Origin of the sequence: Microbacterium terricola (assembly GCF_027943945.1) — a bacterium.
GTDB classification, from domain to species: domain Bacteria; phylum Actinomycetota; class Actinomycetes; order Actinomycetales; family Microbacteriaceae; genus Microbacterium; species Microbacterium terricola.
On record NZ_AP027141.1, the window covers coordinates 2,566,296 to 2,588,428 of the forward strand.

Annotated in this window: 21 protein-coding genes; 8 read left to right on the forward strand and 13 right to left on the reverse strand. The window is 70.8% G+C overall.

Annotation, left to right across the window (positions count from 1 at the left end; translation table 11 throughout):
* Window positions 1–137: 137 nt before the first annotated feature.
* From Microterr_RS12255 to Microterr_RS12290, 8 genes are all read left to right on the forward strand, one after another.
* Window positions 138–1,115 carry an ABC transporter substrate-binding protein gene (locus Microterr_RS12255; protein ID WP_263797656.1) on the forward strand — a complete coding sequence of 326 codons (978 nt, stop codon included), beginning with the start codon at window positions 138–140 and terminating at the stop codon, window positions 1,113–1,115.
* 85 nt (window positions 1,116–1,200) lie between these two features.
* A complete protein-coding gene (locus tag Microterr_RS12260; RefSeq protein WP_263797655.1) occupies window positions 1,201–2,763 on the forward strand; it encodes a sugar ABC transporter ATP-binding protein in 1,563 nt (520 codons plus the stop codon).
* A complete protein-coding gene (locus Microterr_RS12265) occupies window positions 2,760–3,797 on the forward strand; it encodes an ABC transporter permease (RefSeq protein ID WP_263797654.1) in 1,038 nt (345 codons plus the stop codon). The genes Microterr_RS12260 and Microterr_RS12265 overlap by 4 nt, the downstream gene beginning before the upstream one ends.
* Complete coding sequence (locus Microterr_RS12270; RefSeq protein WP_263797651.1) at window positions 3,794–4,816, forward strand: ABC transporter permease subunit; 1,023 nt, start codon at window positions 3,794–3,796, stop codon at window positions 4,814–4,816. The genes Microterr_RS12265 and Microterr_RS12270 overlap by 4 nt, the downstream gene beginning before the upstream one ends.
* A 50-nt stretch (window positions 4,817–4,866) precedes the next feature.
* Window positions 4,867–6,381, forward strand: coding sequence for a sugar ABC transporter ATP-binding protein (locus Microterr_RS12275; RefSeq protein ID WP_263797649.1), 1,515 nt, complete (start codon window positions 4,867–4,869; stop codon window positions 6,379–6,381).
* A gap of 7 nt (window positions 6,382–6,388) precedes the next feature.
* Complete coding sequence (locus Microterr_RS12280) at window positions 6,389–7,402, forward strand: LacI family DNA-binding transcriptional regulator (RefSeq protein ID WP_263797648.1); 1,014 nt, start codon at window positions 6,389–6,391, stop codon at window positions 7,400–7,402.
* An 84-nt stretch (window positions 7,403–7,486) separates the two neighbouring features.
* A complete protein-coding gene (locus Microterr_RS12285; RefSeq protein ID WP_263797647.1) occupies window positions 7,487–7,945 on the forward strand; it encodes a hypothetical protein in 459 nt (152 codons plus the stop codon).
* Between the two features lie 33 nt (window positions 7,946–7,978).
* On the forward strand, window positions 7,979–9,679 hold the full coding sequence (locus tag Microterr_RS12290; protein ID WP_263797646.1) for a long-chain-fatty-acid--CoA ligase: 1,701 nt from the start codon (window positions 7,979–7,981) through the stop codon (window positions 9,677–9,679).
* Window positions 9,680–9,683: 4 nt separating this feature from the next.
* Here the strand turns inward: Microterr_RS12290 and Microterr_RS12295 are convergent, their stop codons facing one another.
* The 13 genes from Microterr_RS12295 to Microterr_RS12355 form a co-directional block, all read right to left on the reverse strand.
* Window positions 9,684–10,391, reverse strand: a complete 708-nt coding sequence (locus tag Microterr_RS12295; RefSeq protein ID WP_263797645.1) for a spermine/spermidine synthase domain-containing protein — start codon at window positions 10,389–10,391, stop codon at window positions 9,684–9,686.
* The gene (locus Microterr_RS12300; protein WP_263797644.1) at window positions 10,388–11,410 is read right to left on the reverse strand and encodes a tocopherol cyclase family protein; all 1,023 of its coding nucleotides are present in this window, start codon (window positions 11,408–11,410) and stop codon (window positions 10,388–10,390) included. The genes Microterr_RS12295 and Microterr_RS12300 overlap by 4 nt, the downstream gene beginning before the upstream one ends.
* A 281-nt stretch (window positions 11,411–11,691) precedes the next feature.
* Complete coding sequence (gene pcaC, locus Microterr_RS12305; protein ID WP_263797643.1) at window positions 11,692–12,093, reverse strand: 4-carboxymuconolactone decarboxylase; 402 nt, start codon at window positions 12,091–12,093, stop codon at window positions 11,692–11,694.
* Complete coding sequence (locus Microterr_RS12310) at window positions 12,090–12,869, reverse strand: alpha/beta hydrolase (protein ID WP_263797642.1); 780 nt, start codon at window positions 12,867–12,869, stop codon at window positions 12,090–12,092. Before Microterr_RS12310 ends, pcaC begins: the two co-directional genes overlap by 4 nt.
* Window positions 12,866–14,227 (reverse strand): lyase family protein, encoded by a 1,362-nt coding sequence (locus Microterr_RS12315; RefSeq protein WP_263797641.1) that lies wholly within the window; start codon window positions 14,225–14,227, stop codon window positions 12,866–12,868. Before Microterr_RS12315 ends, Microterr_RS12310 begins: the two co-directional genes overlap by 4 nt.
* Window positions 14,217–14,816: a protocatechuate 3,4-dioxygenase subunit alpha gene (gene pcaG, locus Microterr_RS12320; RefSeq protein ID WP_263797640.1), complete on the reverse strand. Its 600-nt coding sequence runs from the start codon at window positions 14,814–14,816 to the stop codon at window positions 14,217–14,219. The genes Microterr_RS12315 and pcaG overlap by 11 nt, the downstream gene beginning before the upstream one ends.
* Entirely contained in the window at window positions 14,816–15,640 is an 825-nt protein-coding gene (gene pcaH, locus Microterr_RS12325; protein ID WP_263797639.1) for a protocatechuate 3,4-dioxygenase subunit beta, read from the reverse strand. Before pcaH ends, pcaG begins: the two co-directional genes overlap by 1 nt.
* Window positions 15,641–15,753: 113 nt before the next feature.
* Window positions 15,754–16,515, reverse strand: coding sequence for an IclR family transcriptional regulator (locus Microterr_RS12330; protein ID WP_263797638.1), 762 nt, complete (start codon window positions 16,513–16,515; stop codon window positions 15,754–15,756).
* A 113-nt stretch (window positions 16,516–16,628) separates the two neighbouring features.
* Entirely contained in the window at window positions 16,629–17,897 is a 1,269-nt protein-coding gene (locus Microterr_RS12335) for a sugar ABC transporter permease (protein ID WP_263797637.1), read from the reverse strand.
* Window positions 17,894–18,685 carry an ATP-binding cassette domain-containing protein gene (locus tag Microterr_RS12340; protein WP_263797636.1) on the reverse strand — a complete coding sequence of 264 codons (792 nt, stop codon included), beginning with the start codon at window positions 18,683–18,685 and terminating at the stop codon, window positions 17,894–17,896. Before Microterr_RS12340 ends, Microterr_RS12335 begins: the two co-directional genes overlap by 4 nt.
* 87 nt (window positions 18,686–18,772) lie before the next feature.
* On the reverse strand, window positions 18,773–19,864 hold the full coding sequence (locus tag Microterr_RS12345; RefSeq protein ID WP_263797635.1) for a sugar ABC transporter substrate-binding protein: 1,092 nt from the start codon (window positions 19,862–19,864) through the stop codon (window positions 18,773–18,775).
* 170 nt (window positions 19,865–20,034) lie between these two features.
* The gene (locus tag Microterr_RS12350) at window positions 20,035–21,243 is read right to left on the reverse strand and encodes a sugar ABC transporter permease (RefSeq protein ID WP_263797634.1); all 1,209 of its coding nucleotides are present in this window, start codon (window positions 21,241–21,243) and stop codon (window positions 20,035–20,037) included.
* Window positions 21,240–22,127: an ATP-binding cassette domain-containing protein gene (locus tag Microterr_RS12355; RefSeq protein WP_263798755.1), complete on the reverse strand. Its 888-nt coding sequence runs from the start codon at window positions 22,125–22,127 to the stop codon at window positions 21,240–21,242. Before Microterr_RS12355 ends, Microterr_RS12350 begins: the two co-directional genes overlap by 4 nt.
* Between the last annotated feature and the right edge of the window lie 6 nt (window positions 22,128–22,133).

The window sequence follows — 22,133 nt, forward strand, 5'->3', positions numbered from 1 at the left end:
GCGTTACCGAAATGTTATCGCTCACAACTTGCGCGGCCCTCGATTGTGAAGGCTAACATTCAAGCCAGCGGGTCGATCTCGACCACCCGCCCACCGGTCGGCACCGACGCCGATCCATGAACGAGGAGGTTCACAGCATGAACAAGAAGTTTCTTGCCGGCGCTGCGCTGCTGGGCGCGCTGACGCTGGTCGCGGCCGGCTGCTCGAGCAGCAACGGAACCGGCGGCAACGGCGAAGAGGGCGGCGACGAGCTCATCACCGTCGGCTTCGCCCAGACCGGGTCGGAGTCGGGCTGGCGCTCGGCGAACACCGAGTCGATGAAGGAGGCCTTCAGCAAGGAGAACGGGTTCGACCTCAAGTTCAACGCGGCTGACAACAAGCAGGAGGCGCAGATCGCCGCCGTCCGCAGCTTCATCAACCAGGGCGTCGACGCGATCGTCATCGCACCGATCACGGTCGACGGCTGGGACGACGTGCTCACCGAGGCGAAGGATGCCGGCATCCCGGTCATCCTGGAGGACCGCACCGTCTCGGCCAGCGAGGACCTCTACGCGAGCTGGGTCGGCCTCGACTTCGAGCAGGAGGGCAAGACCGCCGGCGAATGGGCCGTCGAGAACGCCGACGGCTCGAACCTCGTGATCCTCGAGGGAACCACCGGCTCCTCGGCCGCACTCGACCGTGCGACGGGCTTCGGCGCCGCGATCGAGGGCTCGGACATCACCACCCTCGACTCGCAGACCGGCGACTTCACCCGCGACGGCGGCAAGAAGGTCATGGAGGGCTTCCTGCAGAAGTACGGCGATGACATCAACCTGCTGTTCGCGCACAACGACGACATGGGCCTCGGCGCCCTCGACGCCATCAAGGCAGCCGGCCTCACCCCCGGCAAGGACATCACGATCGTGACGATCGACGCGGTCAAGGACGGCATGACGGCCCTGGCGAACGGCGAGTTCAACTTCATCGTGGAGTGCAACCCGCTCCTCGGCGAGAAGGCAGCCGATCTGGTCAAGGCGGTCCTCGCCGGCGAAGACGTCGAGAAGAAGACGATCGTGCCCGACCAGTCGTTCACGCAGGAGCAGGCGGCAGAGGTCCTGGACTCGCGTCCGTACTGATCGGACGCCCACCAGCGACAATCCTCTCCGCCGGGATCGGGACCACCTCCCGGTCCCGGCGGAGACCTGCACGGAAGGGCGCGACATGTCCGCCGAAACCACTCAGCCGTCCGTCGTCGAGATGCGCGGCATCACCGTCGAGTTCCCCGGTGTGCGTGCCCTCGACGGCGTCGACCTCACGCTCCGGCGCGGCGAGGTGCACACCCTCATGGGCGAGAACGGAGCGGGCAAGTCCACGCTCATCAAGGCGCTCACGGGCGTCTACACGATCAGCGCGGGCACCATCACCGTCGGCGGCGAGGAGCGCGTGCTGCGCTCGACCGCCGACGCGCAGGCCGCCGGCATCTCGACCGTGTACCAGGAGGTCAATCTCTGCACGAACCTCTCCGTCGGAGAGAACGTCATGCTGGGCCACGAGATGCGCCAGGGGGGCCGCATCGACTGGAAGGCGACGCATCGCGAGGCCGCCGCACACCTCGAGAACCTCGGTGTGCGGATCGACACGCGGTCGCTGCTCGGCACCCACTCGATCGCGCTGCAGCAGCTCGTCGCGATCAGCCGCGCGATGGTGACCGAGGCGAGCGTGCTCGTGCTCGACGAGCCCACGTCGAGCCTCGACCGCGGCGAGGTCGAGCAGCTGTTCGCCGTCGTCCGCGACCTGCGCGACCGCGGCGTCGCCATCCTCTTCGTCACGCACTTCCTCGACCAGGTGTACGAGATCTCCGACCGCCTCACCGTGCTGCGCAACGGCAAGCTGGTCGGCGAGCACCTCGCCGCCGACCTCCCCCGCGGCGAGCTCATCTCCCAGATGATCGGCCGAGAGCTCGACGAGCTCGAGGCGATCTCCCGCACGTCCGAGCGCGAGATCGACCGGGACGCGGTGCCCGTCCTCCGCGCGCGCGGCGTCGGCAAGAAGAAGGTGCTCGAGCCGGTCGACCTCGACGTGTTCGACGGCGAGGTCGTCGGAATCGCCGGACTGCTCGGCTCCGGCCGCACCGAGCTCGTCCGGCTGCTGTACGGGGCGGACCGCCCAGACAGCGGCGAGACCGAGATCCGCGGCGCGCACGCCCGCATCACGACGCCGCGCCACGCGATCGACCGGCGCGTCGCGTTCTCGTCGGAGGACCGCAGGGCCGAGGGCATCGTGGCCGACCTCACCGTCGCCGAGAACATCGTGCTCGGCATCCAGGCCAAGCGCGGCGCCCTCCGCAAGATCAGCAAGGCCGAGCAGGCCGCCGTCGTCGACGACTACATCTCGGCGCTCGGCGTCCGCCCCGCGAATCCGAACGCGCTCGTGCGCAATCTGTCGGGCGGCAACCAGCAGAAGGTGCTGCTCGCACGCTGGCTGGCCACCGCACCGCAGCTGATCATCCTCGACGAGCCGACCCGCGGCATCGACGTCGGCGCGAAGGCCGACATCCAGCGCAAGGTCGCCGAGCTGTCGGCGCAGGGGCTGGCCGTCGTGTTCATCTCGTCGGAGCTCGAGGAGGTCGTGCGCATCTCGCAGCGCATCGCGGTGATGCGCGATCGTCGTAAGATCAGCGAACTCGACTCCACCGACACGACCGTCGACGACCTCGTCGCGGTCATCGCCCAGGAATCCCCCGAGACGACGCCGTCTCGCCAGACGCCGGAGAGCGCCGCATGAAGACCGTCCTGAAGCACCGGCTGTTCTGGCCGATCGCCGCCCTGCTGACCCTGATCGTGATCAACACCATCGCGCGGCCGTCGTTCATCTCGATCACCGTGCAGAACGGCCAGCTGTACGGGCCGCTCATCGACATCCTCCGCAACAGCGCCCCGCTGATGCTCGTCGCCCTCGGCATGACCCTCGTCATCGCGACGCGCGGCATCGACCTCTCCGTCGGCGCCATCATGGCCGTGTCCGGCGCGGTCGCGCTGACCTTCATCTCGGGCTCCAGCGACCCGAACGGCCTGCCGACCGTCATGATCGCGATCGGCCTCGGCGTGCTGGTCGCCCTCGTCCTGGGCGCGTGGAACGGGTTCCTGGTCGCGATCGTCGGCGTGCAGCCGATCATCGCGACGCTCGTGCTCATGCTCGCCGGTCGCGGCATCGCCCTGCTCATCACCGGCGGCTTCATCACGACCATCAACAGCGAGCCGTATCGCTTCATGGCGCAGGGGTACCAGTTCGGTCTGCCGTTCGCCTTCTACGTCTCGCTCGCCGCGATCGCCGTGGTCGCGCTGCTCGAGCGCCGCACAGCGCTCGGCGTGCTGACGGAGGCGGTGGGCATCAACCCCGAGGCGAGCCGGCTCGCGGGCGTCCGCTCGCGCGGCATCATCTGGGGCGCCTACGCTGCGAGCGGCCTGCTCGCGGGGCTCGCCGGCATCCTGTACAGCTCCAACATCATGGCCGCCGACGCCAACGCCGCCGGCCTCTACATCGAGCTCGACGCGATCCTCGCGGTCGTGCTCGGCGGCACCTCGCTGATGGGCGGCAAGTTCTCCATCGCCGGGACCGTGGTCGGCGTCTTCACGATCCAGACGCTCAAGTCGACCATCACGTTCCTGGGCGTCCCGCCCGCCGTGAGCCCGCTCTTCCTGGCCATCGTGGTCGTGATCGTCGTGCTGGTGCAGTCGCCCAGGACGAGGGAGCATCTCACGAGGCTGGGGCGCAGCATCCGACGATCGTCCGCACCGAAGGTGGAGGTGGCCTCGTGAGCACGCTCACCGCGACCGACTCGCGCTCTTCCGCCCTGCAGCAGAGCCTCACGCGCTTCCGGCACCGCCACGCCTCGTGGATCCCGGTGTTCGCGGCGCTCGTCATCCTCATCGTGATGCTCGTGGGAGCGCAGCTCTACTTCGGCAACTTCCTCACTCCGCGCGTGCTGTCGGCGCTGCTGCTCGACAACGCGTACCTGCTGATCCTCGCCGTGGGCATGACCTTCGTCATCCTGACCGGCGGCATCGACCTCTCCGTCGGCGCGGTGATGGCCTTCACGGGGATGCTGGGGGCCAGCCTCCTGAGCACGGGTCTCCCGTCGGCGATCGCGATCCCGGTGATGCTGCTGGTCGGCGCGGCCATGGGGCTCGCGGTCGGCGTGCTCGTCCTGTTCTTCGACGTGCAGCCGTTCATCGCCTCGCTCGCGGCGATGTTCGCGGCACGCGGCCTCGCGTTCATGGTGAGCCTGTCCTCGATCAAGGTCGAGGATCCGGCGATCCTGTGGCTGCAGTCCACGCGGCTGCAGGGCGCGCCCGGCGGCTTCTACCTCACGCCCACGGGCATCATCGCGCTGACCGTCGTGCTCGTCGGGGCGCTCGTGCTGCACTACACGCGGTTCGGCCGCACGATCTACGCGATCGGCGGCAACGAGCAGTCGGCACGCCTCATGGGCCTGCCGGTCGTGCGCACGAAGCTGTTCGTCTACGTCGTCAGCGGACTCTGCGCCGGCCTCGCCGGCGTCGTCTTCACCGCCTACACGGGCGCGTCGTATCCGCTGAACGGCATCGGCACCGAGCTCGACACGATCGCGGCGGTCGTCATCGGCGGCACGCTCCTGACCGGCGGCAGCGGATTCGTGGTCGGCTCGATGATCGGCGTGTTCGTCTACGGCACCATCAAGACCGTGATCTCGTTCCTCGGCGCGGACCAGTCGTGGACCCGCATCTCGATCGGCGCGCTGCTGCTCGTCTTCGTCGTCGTGCAGCGGCTCATCGTCGCCAGATCCAGCCGACGATGAGGGCGGGTGCCTGACCGTCTCGCGGCCCGCCGGGCGGCATGATGGAGTCCATGGTCGAGCAGGTCCACCCGGTGGTCGAAGTCGTGGGAGCCACCGTGCGCTTCCAGGCCGAGACCGCGCTGGACGGCGTCGACTTCCGGATGTTCCCCGGCGAGGTGCACTCGCTCATGGGCGAGAACGGCGCGGGCAAGTCGACGCTCATCAAGGCGATCACCGGAGCGCTGCGGCTGGATGCGGGCGTCATCCGGCTCGACGGCGAGGTGGTGCGCCTGGCGACGCCGCACGACGCCCTGGTGGCCGGCATCAGCACGGTGTACCAGGAGATCGACCTCCTGCCCAACCTGTCGGTGGCGGAGAACATCTGGCTCGGCCGCGAGCCTCGGCGGTTCGGCGCGATCGACTGGCCGCGCATGCGGGTGACCGCGCACGAGGTGCTCGCCGATCTCGGCCTCGACATCGACCCCGCGTCGCAGCTCGGGGCGCATTCGCTCGCGGTGCAGCAGCTGATCGCGATCGCCCGCGCCATCTCGACCGATGTGCGCGTGCTCATCCTCGATGAGCCCACCTCGAGCCTCGACCTCGACGAGGTGGCGGAGCTCTTCCGCGTGATCCGCGAGCTGCGCGAGCGCGGTGTGGCGATCCTGTTCGTCTCGCACTTCCTCGACCAGGTATACGAGATCTGCGACCGCGTGACCGTCCTGCGCAACGGCCGCCTGGTGGGCGAGTACCTCACCAAGGAGCTGCTGCGGATCGATCTCGTGCAGAAGATGCTCGGCCGCAGCGTCGAGGCGCTGAAGACCTTCCCGCGCACGGACGCCACCGAGACCGAGCCGGACACGCAGACGCTCTCCGCCCGCGGTGTGAGCGTCGGCCGCGGAATCGTGGACGCCGACGTGGACGTGGCCGAGGGCGAGGTCCTCGGCGTGGCCGGCCTGCTGGGCTCGGGCCGCACCGAGCTCGCGCGGGCGCTGACCGGCGTCGATGGGCTGGACTCCGGCATCATCCGCATCTCCGGGACCGAGCTGGGCGGCGTGCGCAGGGCGATCTCGCTCGGCGTCGTCTACTCGTCGGAGAACCGCCGCACCGAGGGCATCATCAGCGAGCTCAGCGTCCGGGAGAACATCACCCTCGCCCTGCAGGCCCAGCGCGGCATCCTGCGCCGCATCCGGCCGTCGCGGCAGCGCGAGCTGGCCGCCAGCTGGGTCGAGGCGCTGGACGTGCGACCGCCCGACCTCGACAAGCCGGCCGGCACGCTCTCCGGCGGCAACCAGCAGAAGGTGCTCCTGGCGCGCCTGCTCGCCCTCTCGCCGCGGGTGCTCGTGCTCGACGAGCCGACCAGAGGCATCGACGTGGGAGCCAAGGTCGAGATCCAGAACCTCGTCGGCGAGCTGGCCGACAACGGCCTGTCGGTCGTGTTCATCTCCGCCGAGCTCGAAGAGGTGCTGCGCGTCGGGCACAGGGTCGCGATCCTGCGCGCCGGGCGCATCGTGGACGTGCTCCCCGCCGAGAATCTCACCGTCGAAGCGGCGATGGCCCTCGTGGCGCAGCCGGAAGACGAGGAGTGACCGGCCCGTGAGCGAGGAAAAGGGAGCACGCACCGCGAACATCTTCGATGTCGCGCGGCTCGCCGGCGTCTCGCACCAGACCGTCTCGCGCGTGCTGAACGACCTGCCCAACGTCCGCCCTGCCACGCGAGCCAGGGTCGAGCAGGCCATCGCACAGCTGCGGTACAGCCCATCCCCCGCCGCTCGCGCCCTCGTGACCCGCCGCACCCGCACGATCGGGCTCGTCACCCCGGGCGTCGCCGACTACGGGCCCACCTCGATCGCACTCCACTTCACCGTCGCCGCACGCACCGAGCGGTACAACGTCGAGACGGTGAGCACGCTCGACGCCGATCCCGCCGCCGTGCGGTCCGCGGTGGAAGGCCTGCTGCGGCAGCGCGTCGACGCGATCGTGCTGGTGGTCGTCGACCTCGGCGTGCTCGAAGTGGTGCGGGGGCTCGACCTCAGCATCCCCGTCGTCGCCGCCGCCGCCTCGCAGCGACGCAACCCGCATCTGGTCTCCATCGACCAGTACCGCGGCGCCCGATCGGCGGTGCGCCACCTGGCCGAGCTGGGCCACACCCGCATCCTCCATGTCGCGGGTCCGCAGCGCGCCCCCGATGCGATCGAGCGGATCCGCGGCTGGCGCGACGAACTCGCCGCGCACCGGCTGGAAGCGATCGAGCCGCAGCACGGCGACTGGAGCGCCGCCTCCGGGCACCGCATCGGCACCGCGCTGGACATCGACGCGGGCGCGGCGGTGTTCGTCGCGAACGACCACATGGCGATCGGGATGCTGTCGGCCCTGCGCGAGCGCGGGCTGCGCGTCCCCGAGGACGTGAGCGTCGTCGGCTTCGACGACGTGCCGGAGGCCGGGTTCCTCTACCCCGCGCTGACCACCGTCCGACAGGACTTCGCGAGCCTCGGCGAGCTGATCATGCGGAAGGTGCTGATCGCCGTCGAGGAGCCCGAGAGCGCCACCGAGGACACTCCGCTGCCGACGCACCTGATCGTGCGCCAGTCCACGCGCGCCGCCCGCTGATCTCGCCCGCTCGGCGCCTAGCACGCGAGAAGGCCGCACGCCAGGGCGCCAGCGGGATCCGTCCAGGCTCATAGCGTGGAGGACATGATGGCCAAGACGACGAAAGCCCAGAAGCACGCCCTCGAGGCGCGCGACGCCGCCGGCGAGAGCGCCCGCGCCGCCAAGCAAGCGCTCCGGGACATTCCCGGCAGCGTGCCGAAGAGCGACCGCAGGAAGGTCAAGGGCGCGATCCGCGACGCCAAGCACGTCTCGAAGACCTCCAAGCGTGCGGTGCGCCGGGACGCGGCGGCGGTGACGGCAGAGGCGGAGGCCGCGACCAAGCGACTTCGCAAGACCCTCGCGAGCGCGAAGCGTGCCGCGCGCCTCGCCGACCCCTCCCACCGGGAGACGACCGCCACGTCGGGAAGCGCCGCAGAGCAGGCGGAGCTCGGCGCGATGACGGTGGCGGAGCTTCGGCTCAAGGCCAAGGACGCCGGCCTGACCGGCTATTCGAGCCTCGCCAAGGCCGACCTCCTCGCCCTCTTCGCGAAGCCAGGTGCGTAGTCTGGGGAGTCCGCCCTGAAGCGAGGTCCCGTCATGTCGACAGCCCATCCGTACGACGCGAAACCGTGGCTGCCGGCGTACGCCCCCGGCGTGCCGGCTGAGATCGACGAGGTCAGCCAGACCCTCACCGACATGATCGAGACGAGCGTCGCCGCGCGCGCGAAGAAGCCCGCGCTGGTGTTCTTCGGCGCGACGACCGCGTACCGCGAGCTCGGCGAGACGATCGAGCGGGCCGCTGAGGGACTGCGCCGCCTGGGCGTGCAGCCGGGCGACCGCGTCGCCCTCGTGCTGCCGAACTGCCCGCAGCACGTGGCCGCGTTCTACGCGATCCTCCGGCTCGGGGCGATCGTCGTCGAGCACAACCCGCTCTACACGGCGCGCGAACTGCGCCACCAGTTCGAGGATCATGGCGCCCGCTTCGCGATCGTGTGGGACAAGGTCTACGACACCATCGCCGGATTCCCGTCCGACCTCGCCGTCGCGGGCATCGTCAGCGTCGACATCACCGAGGCTCTCCCGTTCGCGAAGCGCCTCGCACTGGCGCTGCCCATCCCGAAGGCGAGGAAGGCGCGCGCGCAGCTGACCGCGAAGCCGGAGGCCAAGCATCCCTTCCCCTGGAGCAGGCTCATCGGCGGCCGCAGGATCTCGCGGAAGCACGAGCGACCCGGCATCGACGATGTCGCCCTCCTGCAGTACACGAGCGGCACGACGGGCAGCCCGAAAGGCGCGATCCTCACGCACCGCAACCTCCGGGCGAACGCGATGCAGGGGCGCGCCTGGGTGCCGGGGCTGCACGAGGGCGAGGAGACCTTCTACGGGGTGCTGCCCCTCTTCCACGCCTACGGTCTGACGCTGTGCCTGACCTTCGCGATGAGCATCGGCGCGAAGCTCGTCCTGTTCCCGAAGTTCGACGTCGCCCTGGTGACGGATGCCGTCCGCCAGAGTCCGCCCACGTTCCTGCCTGCGGTGCCGCCGATCTACGACCAGCTGGCCAGGGCATCCGCCCGCGGCACAGTGGACCTGTCGTCGGTGCGGTTCGCCATCTCGGGGGCGATGAGCCTTCCGGTGTCGACGGTCGACAAGTGGGAGGTGGCCACGGGCGGCCTGCTCGTCGAGGGCTACGGGATGACCGAGACCTCGCCGGTCGCGCTCGGCAACCCGATCGGCCCGAGCCGGCGGCCCGGCACCGTCGGCGTGCCCTTCCCGAGCACCGAGATCCGCGTCGTCGATCCGGAGGACCCCACGATCGAGGTGCCGTTCGGCGAGCGCGGCGAGCTCCTCCTCCGCGGACCGCAGGTGTTCCAGGGCTACTGGAAGCGGCCGGATGAGACCGCCGCGGCGCTCCTCTCCGATGGATGGCTGCGCACCGGCGACATCGTCACGGTCTCGGCGGACGGCTTCATCACGATTGTCGACCGCCTCAAGGAGCTCATCATCACCGGCGGGTTCAACGTCTCACCGAGCGAGGTGGAGGAGGCCCTGCAGTCGCACCCCGACGTGGATGCGGCAGCGGTCGTCGGGCTGCCGCGCGAGAGCGGCGGCGAGGAAGTCGTCGCGGCGGTCGTCGCACGTCAGGGCGCCGAGCTCGACACCGACGCACTGCGCGACTACGCGCGAACGCGGCTCACGGCGTACAAGGTGCCTCGTCGCATCGTGCTGGTCGACGACCTCCCCCGCTCCCTCATCGGCAAGGTGCTGCGCAAGCAGGTGCGCGACCAGCTCATCGGCTCCTGACGGGTCAGCCGCGGCTCACGCCGACGTACACCGAGTTCGAGGACACCCCGCCGGTGATCGGGTTGTCGAAATCGACGACGTGCGCCGCGCCGTGATCGAAGACGGCGTCCAGCGCGACCATGAACTCCGCGTCGGGCGGATCGTCCGACCACAGCGCGAACACCCCGCCCGGCGTGAGGTGCCGATCCAGCGCCCGCAGCCCCGCCGCGTCGTAGAGGTCGGCGTGGCTCGGGTCGAGCTGGTGCCGCGGCGAGTGGTCGACGTCGAGCAGGATCGCGTCGAACCGGCGCCCCTCGTCACCGGGCGCCGCGCGCATCACGGCGAAGAAGTCGCCGTGCGTGAGCGTGGTGCGCGGGTCGTCGACGAGCTCCGCCGAGGTCGGCAGGAGCTTCCGCCGATGCCAGCCGATCACCGCGGGCAGCGCGTCGATCACCTCGAGCGAGCGCACCCGCGGGTCGCGCAGCGCGGTCAGCGCCGTGTACCCGAGACCGAGGCCGCCGACGAGCACGACGAGGTCGTCGCGGTCGAGCGCAGCCAGGCCCAGGGTCGCGAGCTCCTCCTCGGCGACGGTGAACAGGCTCGACATGAGGTACTCCTCGCCGAGCTTCACCTCGTAGATCTCCCGGCCGACCGCGGGCTCCGCGCGGCGGCGGAGGGTGAGGTCCCCCATCGGCGTCGGCTGCCAGTCCAGCTCCTCGAATCGCGTGATCACAGCGCGAGCAGCCTCTCGGTGTCGCCGTAGACCTCGAGCCCCGCGCACTCGGCGACCCCCTCGATGAGCACGGTGCCGTCCGGCGCCAGATGGCGCAGTCGGATGCGGGCATCCAGCGTCTCCTCGACGCGCTGGTGCATGGCGGTGCGCAGGGGCGCGTGCAGCAGCCCGCCGCGGACCCGCTCGGCATCGAGCTCGAGCACGCCGTCCGGCCCGTCCACCTGCCAGCGGACGCGGTCGTCGTCGATCGTGAGGAGGCGCTCGGTGGAGCGGTTGTAGGTGGTCCACTTGTGCAGCCGTCCGCTGTGGCGGAAGCCGACGATCGACCCGCGGAACGATCCGCGCAGCCACGGGATGATCGCTACCGACGCGATCAGCGACGCCTCCTCGGCGGCGTCGACCTGCTCCCTGAGCTCTGTCGACCGGTCGATGTGGTTGCTCGCCATCCAGACGTACCCGGCGGGGAAGGCCTTGCCCCAGTCCTTCTCGATGTAGCCCCGGCCCCCGTGGAACGAACGCGGCGTCCCCTCGACGTCGAGCTCGCCCGCCAGCGCGTGCCCGAACGAGACGATGCCGTGGAAGCACTCCATGAACGGCACGAGCCCGTACCAGCCCATGATCCCCGGCTCGCGCAGGGTCACCGGCCACGGGACGAGCGGGGTGGTGTACTCGATGCGTCCGCGCAGCTGCGGCAGGTCGAGCGTGACCCCCTGAGCAGTGAAGCGGTTGCCGCCGACCGTGACGTCGAACTCGCGGTCCGACGCGTGGAACTCCCCCGGCGCGAACCGGTGGTACCAGGAGCGCCCGGTCAGTCCGTCGAGCACCTGCACGAATGCCTCATCGGTCTCGCCGCTCTCGCCGACCCCGCGGAACACCCCGGGGATGACCGCCCAGCGCTGCGCCCGGTCGGCCGACACGAGCTTCACGTACCAGCCTTCGAAGAACCCACGGCGGACGCCGCGACCGTGGAAGGCCTCCGGGTGCCTGGCACCCCGGACGAACGCGACGGGTGAGCGCATGGTCACACCCTAGACGCGCGGCGAGATCCAGCGCGCGAAGACGGGCACCGGCCTGATCAAGACGGTGTAGCCGCCGCGCCGCTGCCTCAGCGCCCATCCCCTCGCGCGAAACAGGCGCTCTGACGGACACAGGAGGATCTGCCGCGAATGCGTCCTGCGTTCGCCAGAACAGGTGTTTTCGGAGGGGCCGGAGAGCCGGAGGGCCGGAGAGGCGGAGGGCCGGAGAGGCGGCGAGGGCGAGGCGGGGCGGGGCGGGGCGGGGCGGGGCGGGGCGGGCGAGGCTACTCCTCCTCGGCGAGGACCTCGTTCGCGATGCGGAACGCGGTGTTCGCCGCAGGGACGCCCGAGTAGATCGCCGACTGCAGGATGATCTCGCGGATCTCGTCCACCGTGAGCCCGTTGCGCAGGCCGGCACGCAGGTGCATCGCGAGCTCCTCGTGGTGGCCGTGCGCGATGAGCGAGGTGATCACCGCGACCGACCGCGACCGGCGGTCGAGACCCGGCCGCGACCACACATCGCCCCAGGCGACCCGCGTGATGAAGTCCTGGAAGTCGGCGGTGAGATCGGTGGCCGCAGCGGTCGCACGGTCGACGTGGGCGTCCGAGAGCACGGCGCGGCGCACCGCCATCCCCTGGTCGTAGCGCTCCTGATCGGTCAGGCCTTCGCCGTCGGGTCGGGTCATGGGGTCACCTCCGTGAAGAACGCGAGCAGAGCGGATGCTGTCGCCCCTGGCTGCTCGGCGGGTGGCAGATGGGCCGCGCCGGCGATGCGCTCGGCGCGCCCGTCGCGCACGCCCGCCGCGATCTCGGTCGCCTTGGGCTCCGGCGCGACCTCGTCGAACGCGCCCCAGAGCGCGAGCACCGGGACGGCAATCTCGCCGAGCTCGCTCCGCACGTCATAGTCGGCGAGCGCTTCGCAGCAGCGGGCATACGACTCGTCGTCGGCGTCCTGCAGCGCGTGGAACAGCCGGCCGGACAGCTCGGGCTCGCGCGCGATCGACTCGGGGGCGAACCAGCGCTGTCCGGATTGGACGATCAGCGACGAGGTCGACTCCGCCCGCACCTTCGCGGCGCGCTCGTGCCAGCTCTGCGGGTCGCCGAGCTGTGCGCCCGAGGCGACGATCGCGGCAGCGGCGACGAGTCCGGGGTGGCGCAGCAGCAGTTCGAGGCCGGTCGCCCCGCCGAGCGAGACGCCGGCATACAGGATGCGGTCCGCCCCGAGCGAGCGGACGGCCTCCGCCACGGCGTCGGCGAGGTCGGCCACCGAGAACGCATCGGTCGCGGCGGGCGAGGCGCCGTGGCCGGGGAGGTCCCACGCGACGACGCGGTACTGCCCGGCCAGCGCGGGGATGGTGTTCTCCCACAGGATCGCCGAGGTGCCCAGCGACGGCCCCAGCACGAGCAGCGGGGCGTCGGCGGGACCGACCGGGTCGGTCAGCGTGAGAGTCGGCACGGTCATGCGGGGTCCGGGAACTCGAGGGACGGGTCGGGCTGCTGCCCCGTCGCGGCGTCGGTGAGCGGGCCGGCGAGTCCGGTGTAGCCGGTGGGGTCGGCGACCTCGGCCGCCCGTGGCCCGCCCAGCACGTCGGCCAGCGCGGTTCCCGCTGAGACGGCCGCGATCACGCCAGGGATCTCTGCGCGGGCAACGAGGTCCGGCTCGTGCGACAGGCGCTCGGCGACGATCAGTCCGCGGGTGAGGCCGAGATTACGGGTGACCGCCTCGTCGTCGACGACGAGTCCCTTGGCGAGTTCGTCGGCGTTCGCGGCCGCTCCGAGCGCCAGCCGGAGCAGTTCACGCAGGGTCGGCCACTCCGCGTGCCACGCGCCGTCCGGGCGTTCATCCACCGCGAAGGCCGCGGCGAGATGGAGGGTCGCGCCGAGCTGGGGCGCGCGCAGCGCCGCCGAGCGGAGCAGCACCGAACGGGCGGGGTTCTGCTTCTGGGGCATGGCCGACGACCCGCCGGACGAGCCCTCGGCGACTTCGCCGATCTCGGTGCGGCTGAGGGTGGCGACATCGGCTGCCAGCTTGCCCACCGCGTCGATCGCCTGCACCAGCGCGTCCCCGAGCTCGGTGACGGGCCAGCGGGTGACGTGCCAGGGCGCCTCGGGCGTGCGGAGCCCGAGCTCCGCGGCAAAGGCGGCAGGCAGGCGCACGGCGGCACCGGCATCCGCTCCGCTGTGCGCGGCGATCGCCACGAAGGCCGCGAGGGTGCCGCCGGCACCTCCCAGCTGTGCGGGCAACTCGACGGCTTCGAGACGGTCCGCGGCGCGACGGATGCCGCGCAGCCACGTGGCGGCCCGCAGCCCGACGGTCGTCGGCACGGCGTGCTGGGTCAGTGTCCTGGCCGCGGCGACCTGGTCGCGGCGCGTGACCGCGAGGGCGGTCAGGTGGTGCTCGGCGCTGCGGAGCGCGTCGACGATCCGGGGCACTGCACGCGAGGCCACGAGCATCACTGCGGTATCGAGGATGTCCTGGCTCGTCGCGCCGGCGTGCACCCAGGCGGTGGCGGCCGAGGGCACCGATTCCTTGAGCTGCGCGACCAGCGGGATCACCGGGTTGCCGCCGGACACCCCTGCCGCGGCGAGCGCGGCGAGGTCGATGTGGTGCTCGACCCGCGCGGCCCCCTGCCAGCCGAGCGCCGACGACACGGCCTCGGCCGCCTCTGTGGGGGCGACGCCGACGGCCGCCCACGCGCGGGTGAGCGCGACCTCGACCGCGACGAGCGCGTCGAGGACGGCGGCATCGGACACCGTGCCGTCGTGTCCGACGGTCACGGGCGAGAGCAGCCCTGCATCGAACGCCGGCTCAGTAGGCAAGGAACACGGTCTCCTTCTCACCCTGCAGGTGGATGTCGTGGCGCAGGTGTCCGTCGGGGGTGCGCGTGGCCACGAGCGTAGCGCGCTCGTCGGGCGCGAGTGCGGAGAGCAGCGCGTCGGCAGCGAGCCGCTCCTCGTCCTCGGGCAGGTAGATCCGGGTGTGCAGCTTGTTCGGCAGCCCGCGGGCGAAGACGATCGCGGCGAAGAACGGCGCGGTGCCGTCGATCGGACCGGGGTTGCGTGTCCAGAACTCGAAGTGCCCCTCGTCGTTCGTGAACGCGCGGCCGAAACCGGTGAAGGTGTGGTCGTCGCGACGCCGTGACCCGCGTGCCCGCGGGATCGTGCCGTCGGTGTCGGCGCCCCAGATCTCGACGCAGGCATCGGGGATCGGCGCGCCTGCGCCGTCGAACACGGTGCCGCCCAGCACGATCGCGCCCGGCGTGTGCGGGAAGGCGACCTCGTGCATCTTGGGGTACTGCAGTCCGAACGCGAAGAACGGGCCGATGGTCTGGCCGGCTGTCGGCTCGAGGCGCGAGTCGGCGGGGAACCGCGCGTCCGCGGCGCGGCGGGTGTCGGTGGTCTCGCTCATCAGTGCTCCTCCTCCGCTTCGAACCACGTCGCATCCGGTCCGTCGACGACGATGTCCCAGCGGTAGCCCATCGAGAACTCCGGCACGGTGAGGTCGTGGTCGTACGCGGCGATCAGGGCGTCCCGATCCTTCTGCCGGCGGATGGTGTTGTAGATCGGGTCGAGCGCGAACAGCGGGTCGCCGGGGAAGTACATCTGCGTGATGATCCGCTGCGTGAAGCCGCTGCCGAACAGCGAGAAGTGGATGTGAGCCGGCCGCCACGCGTTGACGTGGTTCTTCCACGGGTACGGGCCCGGCTTGATGGTGGTGAAGGAGTACTCGCCGGCGCTGTTCGTGATGGTGCGGCCCGCGCCGGTGAAGTTCGGGTCGAGCGGGGCGGGATGCTGGTCGCGCTGGTGGATGTAGCGCCCGGCCGAGTTGGCCTGCCAGATCTCGACGAGCTGGTTGGCGAGCGGTCTCCCCCACGAGTCGAGCAGCCTGCCGGTCACGGTCATGCGCTCGCCGAGCGGCTCGCCGGTGTGCTGCAGGGTGAGGTCGGACTCGATGAGCGCGACGTCGCGCTGGCCGTAGGCCGGCGACCAGAGCTCGATCGACTCGGGATCGACGAGTCGCGGGTTCTTGGTCGGGTGACGCAGCACGCTCGAGCGGTACGGCGCGAAGTCGTAGAGCGTCGCGGGAACCGGCTCGCCCGCCGCCTCGCGCTGCGCGGCGTCGTCGTGGATCTCGGCCATCTCGGCCGTGATCTCGCGCTGTGACGGCATGTCGGGCGAGGCGAGCAGCGACTCGGGGGCTGCCGCGATGGTCTCGTCAGGGGGCGTCGCCATGGGGTCTCCTTCGACGTGCGGCACCGGCGTCGGAACCGGCGCCCGGTCAAGCGTGACACTGCGGGAGCCGGAAACCGCGCTCAATTCCCATTGAGTGGGACTCAGCATCCGATTCAGGCGTCGCGGAGCGCCTTCGCGAGGTCCTTCGCAGTCTGGACGACCAGGGAGCTGAGCCGTCGCTCGTCCGCGCGCTCGATGTGCACCACCGTGCCGATGGCGATCGGCGGGAGGCCCTCGATGCGGGCGACGGATGCGGCGACCGAGACGTTGCCGAGCGTCATCTCCTCGCGCGTGGTGGCGTACCCGCGGGCGCGGGTGCGGGCGATGTCCTCACGCAGCACCTCCGCCGACGTGATCGTGTGGGTCGTCTCCCGCTCGAGCGGCCGGACGAAGAAGCGATCGAGCCAGTCGGCGTCCCGCGTGGCCAGCAGGGCCTTGCCGACGCCGGTCGAGTGCAGCGGATGGCGGCCGCCCATCCGGCTCAGCGTGGGGATGGACTCCTGCCCGGTGATCCGGCCGACGTACAGCGCCTGCGCGGTCTCGGGGGCGGGCGGGTCGAGCACGGCGAGGTGCACGTTCTCGCCGGTCGCCTCGTACAGGCGCAGCATGTGCGGCAGGGCGGTCTCGCGCAGGCGCACGGAGAGCGGCGAGAGCTCTCCGAGCTCCCACAGCCGGGGACCGATCGTGTACCGGTGGCCGGTGGTGCGCGTCAGCAGCCCCAGCTCGGTGAGGGTGGCCAGCTGCCGGTGCAGCGTCGACGTGGGGAGGCCGGTGCGATCCGCGAGCTGCGCGGCGGTGACGGCCGGCTCGTCGTCGGTGAAGCAGTCGAGCACGCGCACCACCCGCGCGAGCACGCCTTCGCCCTCATCCACCATGAGGGAGAGGCTACTCGCGCGCGAGGCGCCTCCTCGCGACCGGGGCCATCGCGGCCGGCGCAGCGATGGCGTCCGGGAGTCGGGCACCCCCGGACGCCATCTGGCCGTACTGCCTAACTGCGGATCTGCCCTCCGCGCAGACGCGAGACGGCGTCCACGGTGGCGGCGAGGATCAGCACGCCGCCGGTCACGAGCAGGTTGATGCCGGCCTCGAGCTTGAGCAGAGCGAGTCCGTTCGTGATCGAGGCGATGACCATCGCGCCGATCGCCGCGTGGATCAGCCGCCCGCGCCCGCCGAACAGGCTGACGCCGCCGACGACCGCCGCTGCGACGCCGCTGAGCACGATGTCACGGCCGGCCGCAGCATCCACCGATCCGAGTCGCGTCTGGGCGAGGAGCCCCGCGGCGACCGCGAGGACCGAGCAGATGACGAACGCCCACCACTTGATCCACCGCACCTTGATGCCCGAGCGCCGTGCCGCCTCGGCGTTGCCGCCGATCGCGTACACGTAGCGCCCGAACCTGGTGCGGTCGAGCACGAACGTGCCGATCCACAGGATCGTCAGCACCACGGGCACGATGATCGGCACGCCCTCGATCGGCTTGACCGACTGCGACCGGTTGAGGTTGAGCACGAACACCGCGAGCCCGCCGAGCACGAGGATCACGCCGAGCTTGATCCACACCAGCGAGATCGCCCGGTTGGGGACGCCCGCCCTGGTGCGCCGCGCCCTGTCCCAGAACGAGGTTCCGGCCGAGATGAGCAGCATGACCGCGAGCATCACCCAGCCGCCCCAGATCGGCAGCCTGCCGTTCTGCAGCGCGAGCAGCTCCGGCGCCTGGATCGGGTAGAGCCCGCCCGCGCCGATGATGAGGAGGGTCAGTCCCTGGAAGCCCAGGAACAGACCGAGCGTGACGACGAACGACGGGATGCCGACTCTCGCCACGAGGAAGCCGATCAGGGCTCCCGTCGTGAACCCGATCGCGAACGCGATGAGCAGCGCGAGCGGCCATGCCACGTCGTAGCGGACGTTGAGCACCACGAAGGAGGCCATGGCGACGCCGCCGGTGACGCCGGCCGACAGGTCGATCTCGCCGAGCAGCAGCACGAACACGAGCGCCATGCCGAGCACGACGAGCGACGCGCCCTGGCTCATCAGGTTCGCGAAGTTGATCGGGCTGAAGAACCGCGGGTTCAGGATCGTGAACAGGATCGTGAGGACGACCAGGCCGCCGATCGCGGGCAGGGCGCCCATGTCGCCACCGCGCACCCGCTGCCACCACGCCGTGACCTGGTCGCCGAGGCCGCCCTCGACCCCGCTGCCGATGAGATCGCTGGTCACCGGGTCGGGTGCGGCGTTGGTGCGTGCGTTGCTGCTCATTCCGGCCCTCCCGGCGTCGCGATGTTGGATGTGCCGATGAGGTCGACGCCCGGGGGCACCTTGGTGCCGGTGATGTAGCCCACGATGTCGTCGCGGGTGGTCTCGGCGGTCTGCACCTGCGCGACCATCTGGCCGAGGTAGAGGACCGCGATGTCGTCGGCGACGGCGAAGACGTCGGCGAGGTTGTGGCTGATCAGGATCACCGCGACGCCCTGGCCGGCGAGCCGCTCGACGAGGTGCAGCACCTGCTCGGTCTGCGCGACGCCGAGTGCCGCGGTGGGTTCGTCGAGGATCACGACGCGCGCCTTCTTCAGCACGGCGCGGGCGATCGCGACGGTCTGCCGCTGGCCGCCGGAGAGCGAAGACACCTTCTGCCGCACCGACTTGACGGTGCGCACGGACAGCGAGCGCAGAGTGTCCGAGGCGTCGCGCTCCATGCGCCCCTCGTCGAACGTCCCCGTCGACAGCTCCTCGCGGCCGAGGAACATGTTCTGGACGATGTCGAGGTTGTCGCACAGCGCGAGGTCCTGGTAGACGACCTCGATGCCGAGGCTGCCTGCTTCGCGGGGCGAGTGCAGGTCACGGTGCTCCCCGTCGATGCGCACCTCGCCCTCGTCGTAGGGCTGCACGCCGGCGAGGCCCTTGATCAGGGTGGACTTGCCCGCGCCGTTGTCGCCGACGAGCGCGGTGACCTTGCCCGGGTACACCCGGAGGTCGACGCCCTTGAGGACGCTCACGGGGCCGAAGGACTTCTTCACACCCACGAGTTCGATGATCGGTTCTGACATGCTCGCTTCCTTGCGGTTCATGGTCTGGCCGGGCGCACGAGGGGCGCCACGCCTGCGAAGACGCGACGCCCCTCGGTCGGTGGGCGCTTACTCTACGCCGAACTCCGCGCACTTGTCGGCGAGGCTGACACCGGCGATCTCGCCCGTGCAGATCTCGTCGGCCGACGCGTCACCGGCGGCCACGACGTCCTTGACCTGCTCGGGGCCGACCAGCTGAGGAGTCACCGCGATGTACGGGGTGCCGTCCTCGAGCTCCTGGTCCGCCGTGGGCGACTCGCCGTTCAGCAGCGCGATCGCCACCTCGACGGCCTTGTCGGCCTCGAGCTTGACCGGCTTGTACACCGTGGCCGTCTGCCATCCGGTGAGGATGTTGCGCAGGCCCTCGAGGTTGGCGTCCTGGCCGGAGACCGCGACACCGGTGATGTCCTGGTCCTGCAGCACCTTGATGACGCCGTCGGCGTTGGTGTCGTTGGCCGCCCAGACGCCGTCGACCTTGCCGCCGTTGTCCGTCAGCGCCTGCTCGAAGTTGGTCTGGCTGATGCCGCCGTCCCAGACGCCCTTGGGCTCTGCGACTGCGGTGATGCCCGCCGCCTCCATGACCTCGACGGCGCCGGAGCGGAACATGGCTGCGTTGCCGTCAGCCGGGTCGCCGCCCATGTAGTAGACAGCCGCGTCGGCCGGGTCGACGCCTGCGGCCTCGAGCCCGTCGAGCACCGTCTGGCCCTCCATGCGACCCACCTCGACGTTGTCGAATGAGACGTAGTAGTCGGCCTTGAAGGGACGGTCGTAGGCGATGACCGGGATGCCCTGGTCGGCGGCCTTCTGCGCGACACCCACGGCAGCGCCGTTGTAGTCGACGAGGAGCATCACGCCGCAGCCCTGGGTGAGCTGCTGGTCGCCGATGGTGGCGTACTTGCTGGTGTCGCCCTGAGCGTTCTGGATGTCGACCTCGAAGCCGGCAGCCTCCAGGCCTTCCTGCAGGTACTTGCGGTCGAAGTTCTCCCAGCGCGGGGAGGAAGCTGCGTCGGGCAGGATCACACAGGCGCGGCCGGCCGCGGCGGGCTCCTCTCCGTCGCCGCTCGAGGTGGCCGCGGGCGTGCCGCTGCCGGCACAGCCGGCGAGCAGCAGTGCTGCGGCGCCGCTCAGGGCGGCCGCGGCAAGGAATGCGGACTTCTTCATGGTTCGCCTTTCGTCATTGATGCGAAGCAGGGACAGCGCTTCGGTGCGCTGAGCACGATCATGGCGACGTCACACCTTGAAGTCAAGATGTGAACATAACGACTTGGCATCCGCGGAACAGCGTTCGGCCGATGAACCCAGCCCGCGGTCCGATCCCCGCTCGTTGCGCCCTATGCCCGGCCGGTGGCGACGCGCGTACGGCGCGAGATCGAGTCGATCATGACCGCCAGGATGAGCACGATGCCGGTCACCATGAACCGCACCGAAGAGTCGAGTGCCAGCAGGTTCAGACCGGACGAGATCGACTGGATCACGATGATGCCGAGCAGCGCGGCGAAGGCGGTGCCGCGGCCGCCGAACAGCGACGCGCCGCCGATCACCGCCGCGGCGATCGCGTTGAGGTTGGTGTCGCCCGCGCCGGTGCTCTGATTCGCCGCGGCGAGTCGCGCGGCCGCCAGCACACCGCCCGCCGCGGCCAGGCTCGAGCACAGCACGAAGCATCCGACGTAGATGCGCTCGACCCGGATGCCGGCGCGGCGCGCGGCCTCGACCGACCCGCCGACCGCGTACACCGCGCGCCCCCAGCGGGTGCGCGTCAGCACGTGGTTCATCGCGACGACGAGCAGCACGAACGACAGGAAGATGACCCCGACGCCCCGATCGCGGTTGAGGTACCAGGTGGCCAGGAGCAGGAGGACGAGCAGGATGCCGCTGCGCACCGCGATCTCGCGATAGCTCTGGCCGTCGAGGTTCGCGGCCGCGCGCCGTCGCGCCCTCCGCACGAGCGACCAGGCGAACACGCCGACCGAGACGAACACCGTCAGGTACGACGCCCAGGCGGGCAGGAACATGTGCTGGGCGAACTGGACGAGCAGGGAGTCGGGCGGGAGGTTGATCGTGCCGGATCGGCCGAGCACCCACAGCTGCAGGCCCAGCACGCCGAGCAGCCCGGCGAGGGTGATGACGAAGCTCGGCAGACCGAACCGCGTGTACAGGAAGCCGTAGAGGAGCCCGACGACGACTCCGGCGCCGACGGCGGCGACCAGGGCCAGCACGACCGGCCACTGCAGCTCGACGAAGGTCACGGCCAGCACGGCCGCCGCCAGACCGGACACCGAGCCGACCGACAGGTCGATCTCGCCGAGCAGCAGCACCACGACGATGCCGAGCGCGATGGTGCCGGTGGCCACGCACTGCATCGTCAGGTCGACGAGGTTGCGGCTGGAGAGGAACACCGGGTTCAGCACCTGGAACACCGTCCAGATCAGCCCGAGCCCGAGCACGACGGGCAGCGACCCGAGCTCGCCGCCGCGGACGCGGGAGACGAGCAGGTCGAACGAGCCGCGCAGGCCGCGGCGCTCCTCGACGTCGACGGTCATGACGGCGTGCCGCGGTCGGTGTTGCCCTCGGTGTGGCGGCGACGGCGCGGCGCGCGCTGCGGCAGCGGGATCACACCGCTCTCGGCGGGGTCGGGGGCGGGTTCGCGCTCGCGTGCCGTCTCGTGACCGGTGGCGGCAGCATCCGCGTCGTCGCGTGGCCGGCCCCGCGCACCCTGGTCGACCGCTCCGGTGATCGCGGCGATGAGGATCTCGGTGGTGACGTCGGCGGCGTTGTACACGCCGTTGTTGCGGCCGAGCCGCAGCACCACGATGCGGTCCGCAACCGCCATCACATCGGCCATGTTGTGGCTGACGAGGACCACGCCGTGGCCGCGTTCGCGCAGCCGCTCGATGAGGTTGAGCACCTCGGCCGTCTGCGCGACGCCGAGTGCGGCGGTCGGCTCGTCGAGGATCACGACGCGCGGCTCGCCGATGAGCGAGCGGGCGATCGCCACCGTCTGGCGCTGGCCGCCCGACAGCGAGGCGACCGGGGTGCGCACAGACGGGATCTTGGCCGAGAGCTCGCGCAGCAGCGCCCAGGTCTGCTGCTCCATGTCGACCTCGTCGAGCGAGCCCTCGGTGGTGAGCTCGCGCCCGAGCCACAGGTTCGCGACGACATCGAGGTTGTCGCAGAGCGCCAGGTCCTGGAACACCGTGGCGATGCCGAGCTCCTGCGCGTCGGCGGGGCTGCCGATCTCGACGAGGTCGCCGTCGAACTCGATCGTGCCGGCATCCGGTGCGTGCACACCGGCCAGCAGGTTCACGAGGGTCGACTTGCCCGCGCCGTTGTCGCCGATGAGCGCAACGACCTCGCCCTCGGTGACCCAGAAGTCGACGTCGATGAGCGCCTTCACCGCGCCGAAGTGCTTGGCGATGCCGCGCATGGTCAG